This window comes from Nocardioides pyridinolyticus (assembly GCF_054653575.1).
Genome location: NZ_BAAIFY010000050.1, coordinates 1 through 7,859, shown reverse-complemented (window position 1 = coordinate 7,859; position 7,859 = coordinate 1). Strand labels below are relative to the sequence as shown.

Sequence of the window (7,859 nt, the reverse complement as noted above, 5' to 3'; positions counted from 1 at the left end):
AAGCGTCGCGGTACTTTCGTCTGCGTTGGTCGATGCTGTGGCCACCCACGCCCCATCCGGCTAGGTAGAAGTACGACCCGATGTCAGTCTCGGGGTTCCGGCCGTGCTGCTGGTAGTAGCGGCCGAGCGCTTCGAAGGCACGCTCGCTGATGCCTTCTCCGAGTGCTTCGGTGAGGTCGAAGAGGCCGTGCATGCGGTCACTATCCGGGTGGCCCTCGCCCTTGCGGAACGTTCGCAGGTCTGCGATGAGCGCGTTCATGCCGGGGTCGACCAGAGTTGCCATACGCCAATTTTGTGCCAATGACGGGCCTGCCGCTGCTGAATGAGGATCGGACATAGCCGCTGGCGCAGGGTCACGGCAGACGGAGAGGAAGCCCTCATGAGTGAACTGGAGCGCTGGGCCAATCCCGGTTCGCGCCTCGTCCCGACGCGGGACGAGCGCAACCACAGGAAGGCTGTTGACCGGCTGGTCAACGAGACCAAGTTCGCTGGTCTGAAGGTCGATGCCGAGGCCGCCCTGACGGGTCGGATCATGGAGCGTGCCGTCGACCTGGATAACTACCGCAAGTCACTGGCAAACGGCGATCCTGTGCTCGACGCCGTGCTCACCCGCATCGAAGTCGGCTTCGTCGACAAGGCGCGCCGGATCCAGAAGAGCTTCGGCTCGGAGTTCCCGCTGTGAGCGCGGTTGTGGCGGCCATCGGCGGAGCCATCAGCGGCGGGCTGCTGGCAGCCATGCTCGCCATCGTCAGTTTGCGCGGTCGCGCATGCGTCGATCCTGCCGCCCACGAACTGACGAACGAGGACCGGGAGGCGGTAGCGGCTGAGTTCGCAGCTCACACGACGGCGGTGCGTCGCGGCGTCAGCGAGTACGCCGACGCACTGGCCGGAAGCGACACGGAGTTGCGCGAGCGCCTGCGCCTGTTCGAGGGCGGTGGTCGGTGATGGAACCAGTCGGACTCGGATTGCTCGTACTCGGCGCGGTTGCATCGAGTCTGTGGGCCGCACGTCGCGAGCGCCGGCGCTACGCGAAGACGGTAAGTGTGCGACGCGACCTGGCGATCGCTGACCAGCGAGTCGAGCGGGAGTGGCGGCACGCCCGCCGCGCTATGAACGACGCGGCCGGTCAGTCCTGGCGGAACCTCGCCGGGTAGTCGTTGTCCATTCCACAACGACATTCTTCAGGTGCCGTTGGGGGCTGTTGACGCCGCTGTAACCGGGTGCGCGAGCACTCTCTGGTGTCGAGTCGGTCGTCGGGTCGCACCCGACAGGTATTGAACGAGTTCAGGGCTCCGTTCTTAAGTAGGGGCATGCCCTGGGTGGGCAGCGCCGGGCATCTGTAGTCCCGGCCTTTCGCGATTCATCTTCCGTCCTGCGTTCTCGCAGCGCGGTGGTTGGCGTGCGCCCACTTCATGCCCCAGGGAGGAAGGAGGCACGCATGGAATCAACTGTCACCAAGGGGTCCGGTACGGCCGAGCGGCGGTATCGGACGATCCTGGCGGACCCGCCGTGGGAGGTACTGCAGCGCGGCAGCCTCGGAGCGGAGACGCACTACCCACTGATGGGCCTCAGCCAGATCGCGGACATGCCTGTCGGCGACCTGGCTGAGGAAGACGCCCATCTGTGGCTATGGGTCACCAACGGCACGCTTCGCCACGGCTACGACATCGCCGAGGCGTGGGGATTCACGGTGCGAAGCCCACTGACGTGGGTGAAGTTCCGGCTCGGGCTCGGGGTCTACCTGCGCAACGCCACCGAGCACCTGCTGTTCGCGACCAAGGGGCGAGCACCGGTGCAGTTCCGGTCGCAGCCGACCTGGATCAACGCTCCGGTGCAGGATCACTCGCACAAGCCCGAGGAGCAGTACGCCCTCATCGAGCGAATCTCGCCGGGCCCTTACCTGGAGCTGTTCGCCCGGCGCCGCCAGGCGGGCTGGGACGCTTGGGGCAACCAGATCGACTCTGACGTCTCGATTCCGGGATACGTGGTGCCCAGCGACCGCCGGGGCGGGATTCGCCGGGAGGCCGGCGGTGCCTGAGGCAAAGCGGTTCGATCCCCTGGGCTGGCTGCTCTCAGTCAGCTTCGCCGTACTCACCGCAGTCGGCGCCCTGGCGCTGGCGGTCTGGCTGGCCCGCCAGATCTGGCCGTGGCTTGCAGCGGGTGCCGCCATCGGGCTCGTGCTCGTGACGCTGGTGCGGCTCGGGCTGTGGTGGAGCCGGAGGCAGTCGTGGTGAATCGGCGCATCCCCACCGACGGCAGTCAGGACTACTACGAGGCCCTGCAGGCCGCATGGCCCGAGGAGCGCCCCTCGCGCAAGCGCAGACGTCGCCAGTTCCGGAAAGCCGGATCGCGACGTGTCGTGGTGACCTCGGCGCGGCTCGAGGAACCCGACGCGGACCGGATGTCCCGGGCACTACTGGCCGCCCAGCGGGAACTCGCCCGCGCGCAGGAAGAGAAGGAAGCACGCGCTGGGGTCCGGCCCGAGGAGGCACCCGATGAGTCAGCCTGATGGCCTCGTCTTCGCTCAGGTGCATCCGCCGCGTCCACTCGACCCGGAAGCGCTGGAGTCCTTGCTGGTCCGCCTGGCGAGCGATCCGACGCAGACGCCCGTGGTCTTCGAGGCCCGCAGCCGGGCATGCCCGTCGGTCGGCGGGAACCGGGTGACCTACTGGATCGGCGCATCGCCCGAGCATCTGCGGTGGCTACTTCGCACACTGCGTGACCTGCTCCCGGGCATCACTCTGCAAACAGTGGCACCGGAGGACCGGCCACCGGTCACGGCTGCCGCCCGACTGACGATCCGTCCCCCGACGCTGTCACTGGCGACCGACCGGGCCGAAGCCGTCTCGCGGGCAGCGCTCTCAGCTCTGAATCAGCGGCTGAGCGCGGAGGAGGAACTGGTGGTCCAGGTGCTGCTCGGCCCCAGGCGATCCGGCGGGCACCGGCGCGGCCGGCTGCCGGACGTCAGTCGGCCGTGGTGGCGGACGGTGCTGGGCGGAACCGGCGAGGCGCCAACGAGCGTCGTCAGGCAGCACGAAGCGAGGATGCAGTTCGCCGGGATGGCGACCTGCATCCGGTTTGGTGTCACGGCCTCGACGTCCGAGCGGCGTCACCGGCTCCTCGTGGGCCTGCTCGGCGGGTACTCGACTGCCAAGGCGCCCGGAACGTTCATGAGACTGCGTCGGGACCGGGCGGCCAACCTCGACCGGGTAGGCATGCCGCTGCGCTGGGAGGCAGCTCCGGCAGCTCGCGAGCTGGTGGCTCTGCTGGCGTGGCCGCTCGGTGACGACGAACTGCCCGGTTTGCCTCCACTGCATCCCCGGCTGCTGCCGGTGCCGCGGGCGGTGCGCATGACCGATACGCACGGGCGGGTCGTTGGGGTCAGTGCGGTGCCGGGGGATCCGGTGCCAGTCGGCATCGCGTCGCCCGAAAGCTTGTTCCACCTGGTCGCGACCGGCCCGACCGGCTCCGGCAAGAGCACCGTACTGCTGCGCCTGATCTGCGCCGACATCCACGCAGGCCGGCCGGTAGCGGTCATCGACCCGAAGTGGCAACTGGTCCGTGACGTGGTGGAACGGGCCGTACCGGAGCGTCGGATCGGCGACGTCGTCATCCTCGATCCGAGCGATCCCCGCGCACCGGGCTTCAACCCGCTCGATGTGGGTGACCGCGACCCCGACGTGGTGGTCGACGGCTTGTTGGCGGTGTTCGCGGCAGTCTTCGCCGACGGCTGGGGCCCGCGCACCCAGGACATCACCCACGCCGGGCTCCTGACCCTCGCCAGAGTCGGCGCGTCCCGGGCTCCCGACGGCGGTGAGCCGTTCACACTGCTCGACCTCCCACGGCTATTTACCGACGCGCCCTTTCGACGCAGCGTCCTCGGCGTGGTCACGGATGACCCCGCGCTCGCGGCGTTCTGGAGCTGGTATCAGGGACAGTCGCCTGCCGGCCAGGCTGCGGCGATCGCCGCACCAGCCAACAAGTGGCGCCAGTACTTGATGCGGCCCAGTGTCAGACGCATCCTGGGACAGGCCCGACCGAGGTTCCGCCTGCGCGACGCCTTCCGCGAGACGGCGATCTTGCTGGTGCCGCTGGGCGACGGACTCATCGGCCCGACCACCGCTCAGCTGCTCGGCGGGCTCATCGTCGCCGAGCTGTGGGCCGCCACGCTAGAACGAGCCAACGAGACCGCAGCCACTAAGCACCCAGCCTCGATCTGGATCGACGAGGCGCAGAACTTCCTGCACCTGCCGACCTCCCTCGACCAGGCACTGGCAGCGAGCAGGTCAATGGGGGTGTCCTGGGCGATGGCACACCAGTTCCGCGCCCAGATGCCGGCGAGCATGCTCGCCGCGGTCGACGCCAACGCGAGGAACAAAATCGTCTTCCGGCCCGGCGACCCCGCCGAGGCAGCGGCCTACGCACGGATGGCACCCGACCTGTCACCGGTCGACTTCATGAGCCTGGGTCGCTTCGAGGCCTACGCCACCGTCATGGCGGACGGCGCCCAGCAGCCTTGGTGCTCACTACACACCCAGCCCATGCCAGCGCCTACCGGACTGGGAGACCAGATCAGGCGCAGCTCTCGCGAGCGCTATGGCACGCCGAACCACGAGCCAAGCACAGGTGATCAGCCAGCTGCGGTCACCCCGACACAACGGAGCACCGACCTAGTAGGCCGGAAACGCAAGGGAGATGCGACGTGACAGTGCTGGACAGCTCTGGTGTTCAGAGGTCAGCGAGCCGACGGATCGAGCGACCGGTCGCGACCCTGGACCATCTCGGTTTCCGCAGGTCACACGGCCTATATGGCGGCCCATGGGATGGGACTGACCCCGCACAGCGGGGTCTGGGAGGCGAGCAATGAACCGGAGTCACACAGCAACGATCGCCGAGTGGCTCGACGAGCGCGACCGCGCCATCCTGGCCAACCTCGACAAGTTCCGGCTGCTCAGCACCCGGCACGTTCAGCAACTGCACTTCGCAGACCGTTCCAGCGAACTGGCGGCGGCCCGGGCAGCGACCCGAACCATGCAGCGCCTGAACGACCTCGGGGTGGTCACCGCGCTGGCTCGGCGAATCGGCGGGGCCAGGAAGGGCTCCGCCGGCTACGTCTGGCAACTCGCCAGCAGCGGGGAACGGTTCGTGCGCAGCGTTCGTGGACATGCACGCAGACGGCGCTACGTCGAACCCGGCTCGGTCTTCGTCAACCACACGCTGGCCGTCAATGACCTCGCCGTCGATCTACTCGTCGCCAGCCGCGATCTGCCGAGGTTCGTGGTCGAAGAACTCGGCACCGAGCCGGAGAACTGGCGCACCTACCTCGGCGCCGGAGGCGAGGTCCGGTGGCTCAAGCCCGACCTGCACGTGATCAGCAGCATCACCGACGAGGCCGAGATCGAGTACGAGGATCACACCTTCCTCGAGCTCGACCTCGGCACCGAGCACCTGCCCCGGATCCAGGCCAAGTGCCGCCGCTACCTCGCATATGCCGAGACAGGCGCCTACCAGGCCGCACACGGCCTGTTTCCGGCCGTGGTCTGGCTCAGCCCCGACCCAGCCCGCCGGACGGCCCTCGAGGCGGCTGTACGGGCGACGTCCGGCCTCCCAGGCGGGGTCTTTCGGGTAGCCGGCCCCGAGGACTACCTGGCCCGGGCAACAGGCCGAGGGTGACGACGTTTCTACATCACCCGAACAGCCGCCCGCCACCCCTGTTTCCGCAGGTCACCGGCCCATTTCGGACTGGACTTCCCAGGCCACCTGAGCGTCACTGTGACCAGGCCGAGCCGCTCCGGCCAAGGCCCCCAGCGGGGCGCTCCGGGCGGCTGACATCAACCAAACGAAAGGAGATATGCCTATGAACGAACAAGCACCACGAACCACCGGGCCCCGTGAAGCAATCCCGGACACCGAGCAGCGCCAGAAGACGCTGGCGGTGCGAATCGACGAGGACATGCACGCGCAGCTGCGCTTCATCGCCCAGCTCAACGACCGCAACGTCACCGAGGAGATCCGCGCGGCAATCCAGGACCGGATCGCAGCCGCACAGACCGACCCGGCCCTCATCGAGCGGGCCGACCAAGTCCGGCAAGAGATCGAACGAGAGGCCGCAGCCCGGTCCGCAGCCATCGCCGGATTCCTCGGCAAGCCAGCAGTAGCAGGCGCCGTCGACGCGACGGCCGTTGAGAGCACTGGCGGTCGGCGCGGCAGTAGGCCCGCGAGCGAGTAAGGAGTAGCCGTGACGCCGCCCATCGATACCCCGACTGCCGAGGCTGCAGTCGTCAACGCCTTGATCTACCTCCGCGTCTCTACCGCCCGGCAAGCCACCAAGAACGGTGAAGCCGAGGGGTACTCCATCCCCGCCCAGCGCGACGCCTGCCGCCGCAAGGCTCGGGAGCTCGGCGCCGAGGTGGTCGACGAGTTCGTCGATGCCGGAGCCTCGGCTCGCTCCGCTGACCGGGACGGTTTGCAGGCAATGCTCGACCGAGTTCGGGAGGGCGACGTCGCCTACGTCATCGTCCATAAACTTGACCGGCTGGCTCGCTCCCGGATCGATGACGCCGAGATCGCCACGGTCTTCCACTTGGCAGGCACCACGCTCGTGTCCGCCAGCGAGCAGATCGACGACAGCCCATCCGGCAGCCTCCTGCACGGCATCATGGCGGCAATCGCTGAGCACTACTCCAAGAACCTCTCGCACGAAGCAAAGAAGGGCATGGCTGAGAAGGCGCGCCGCGGCGGCACGCCTGGCGTCGCACCGTTGGGCTATCTCAACGTGACCGAGCGCGTGGAGGGCGTCGAAGTGCGTACGGTGCGGCTTGATCCGGAGCGGGCCGAGCACGTGAGGTGGGCGTTTGAGGAATACGCCACGGGGGAGTGGTCGATCGGATCCCTCCGCGACGCCCTGGAAGAACGCGGCTTCAAGAGCCGCACCACCCGCAAACTGGTCGGCAAGCCGATCAACGACGGCCAGCTCCACCGCTTGCTCACCAACCCCTATTACAAGGGAGTGGTGCTGTTCAACGGCGTCATGCACCAGGGAGGTCACGCGCCACTCGTCGACGAGGTGCTGTGGCAGCGGGTCCAGGAGGTCCTCGCTGCGCGGCGCATCGCCGGCGACCGATCCTGGCGGCACACGCACTACCTCAAGGGAGCGTTGACCTGCGGTCGCTGTGGCTCGCGTCTGAGCTTCGCACCGGACAAAGGACGAACGCAGGAGTATGACTACTTCTACTGTCTGGGCCGGCACACTGGCCGTACCAACTGTGACCTGCCATATCTGTCGGTCATCGAGGTCGAGGACGCCGTCGAAAGGGCCTGGGTCGCCGTCAGGTTCACCGAGGACCAGGTCGCCGAATTCAGCGAACGTGCTCGCGACGATCTGCACCGCTCAGCTGAGTCAGGTAGCCGCCTCATTGCCGACCAGCGTCGCCGTCTGGCCGAGCTTGAGCGGCACCGTCAGAAGCTGCTGGATGCCTACATGGCCGATGCGCTACCCGTAGAGGTGTTGAAGGAGCGTCAGACTCGGGTTGCCAGCGAGATCGCCGACGCCAAGCGACTGATGCAGAACGCTCAGGTCGCCAACGACCAGGTGTTCGCTCGCCTGGAGCAGGTCATCTCTCTGCTCAGTCACGCCGAACGGCTCTATCGATTTGCAGGGCCTGAGGCGCGGCGGCTCCTCAACGCCACAGTCTTCGGGCCCTTCGCGGTCGACAGCCGACCGGACGGGCCTGCGTCTGGCGCTGTGGCGGCCGACGGCCCACTTTCGCCGCCCGTGGCCGCTGTGGCCGCCTCGGCGCACGGGGCGGCACAGGGCGCCTCGTGGTCGGAGGGGGACGAAAGAACCCTCGCCGGCTTAA

Annotated in this window: 10 protein-coding genes; 9 read left to right on the top strand and 1 reads right to left on the bottom strand. The window is 67.9% G+C overall.

The window, feature by feature from the left end; translation table 11 throughout:
* On the bottom strand, positions 1–283 hold a 283-nt coding region (locus ACYQ0U_RS22250; RefSeq protein ID WP_459976070.1), incomplete at its 3' end, for a hypothetical protein.
* 96 nt (positions 284–379) lie between these two features.
* On the opposite strand from ACYQ0U_RS22250, the gene ACYQ0U_RS22245 reads away from it, so the two are divergent.
* The 9 genes from ACYQ0U_RS22245 to ACYQ0U_RS22205 form a co-directional block, all read left to right on the top strand.
* Positions 380–682: a hypothetical protein gene (locus ACYQ0U_RS22245; RefSeq protein ID WP_459976069.1), complete on the top strand. Its 303-nt coding sequence runs from the start codon at positions 380–382 to the stop codon at positions 680–682.
* Positions 679–945, top strand: coding sequence for a hypothetical protein (locus tag ACYQ0U_RS22240; protein ID WP_459976068.1), 267 nt, complete (start codon positions 679–681; stop codon positions 943–945). The genes ACYQ0U_RS22245 and ACYQ0U_RS22240 overlap by 4 nt, the downstream gene beginning before the upstream one ends.
* Positions 946–1,438: 493 nt before the next feature.
* The gene (locus tag ACYQ0U_RS22235; protein WP_459976067.1) at positions 1,439–2,038 is read left to right on the top strand and encodes an MT-A70 family methyltransferase; all 600 of its coding nucleotides are present in this window, start codon (positions 1,439–1,441) and stop codon (positions 2,036–2,038) included.
* The gene (locus ACYQ0U_RS22230) at positions 2,031–2,234 is read left to right on the top strand and encodes a hypothetical protein (RefSeq protein ID WP_459976066.1); all 204 of its coding nucleotides are present in this window, start codon (positions 2,031–2,033) and stop codon (positions 2,232–2,234) included. The genes ACYQ0U_RS22235 and ACYQ0U_RS22230 overlap by 8 nt, the downstream gene beginning before the upstream one ends.
* Positions 2,231–2,509, top strand: coding sequence for a hypothetical protein (locus ACYQ0U_RS22225; protein WP_459976065.1), 279 nt, complete (start codon positions 2,231–2,233; stop codon positions 2,507–2,509). The genes ACYQ0U_RS22230 and ACYQ0U_RS22225 overlap by 4 nt, the downstream gene beginning before the upstream one ends.
* The gene (locus ACYQ0U_RS22220; protein WP_459976064.1) at positions 2,496–4,706 is read left to right on the top strand and encodes a type IV secretory system conjugative DNA transfer family protein; all 2,211 of its coding nucleotides are present in this window, start codon (positions 2,496–2,498) and stop codon (positions 4,704–4,706) included. The genes ACYQ0U_RS22225 and ACYQ0U_RS22220 overlap by 14 nt, the downstream gene beginning before the upstream one ends.
* A gap of 157 nt (positions 4,707–4,863) precedes the next feature.
* Positions 4,864–5,673, top strand: a complete 810-nt coding sequence (locus ACYQ0U_RS22215) for a replication-relaxation family protein (RefSeq protein WP_459976063.1) — start codon at positions 4,864–4,866, stop codon at positions 5,671–5,673.
* A 184-nt stretch (positions 5,674–5,857) separates the two neighbouring features.
* On the top strand, positions 5,858–6,229 hold the full coding sequence (locus ACYQ0U_RS22210; RefSeq protein WP_459976062.1) for a hypothetical protein: 372 nt from the start codon (positions 5,858–5,860) through the stop codon (positions 6,227–6,229).
* A gap of 9 nt (positions 6,230–6,238) precedes the next feature.
* Positions 6,239–7,859 (top strand): recombinase family protein (locus ACYQ0U_RS22205; RefSeq protein ID WP_459976061.1); only part of this gene is annotated, 1,621 nt, incomplete at its 3' end.

What these genes read in the sequence shown, in the direction of transcription:
- ACYQ0U_RS22210 (WP_459976062.1), top strand. Translation starts at nt 5,858, where the DNA reads ATGAACGAACAAGCACCACGAACCACCGGGCCCCGTGAAGCAATCCCG.
- ACYQ0U_RS22245 (WP_459976069.1), top strand. Translation starts at nt 380, where the DNA reads ATGAGTGAACTGGAGCGCTGGGCCAATCCCGGTTCGCGCCTCGTCCCG.
- ACYQ0U_RS22235 (WP_459976067.1), top strand. Translation starts at nt 1,439, where the DNA reads ATGGAATCAACTGTCACCAAGGGGTCCGGTACGGCCGAGCGGCGGTAT.
- ACYQ0U_RS22215 (WP_459976063.1), top strand. Translation starts at nt 4,864, where the DNA reads ATGAACCGGAGTCACACAGCAACGATCGCCGAGTGGCTCGACGAGCGC.
- ACYQ0U_RS22220 (WP_459976064.1), top strand. Translation starts at nt 2,496, where the DNA reads ATGAGTCAGCCTGATGGCCTCGTCTTCGCTCAGGTGCATCCGCCGCGT.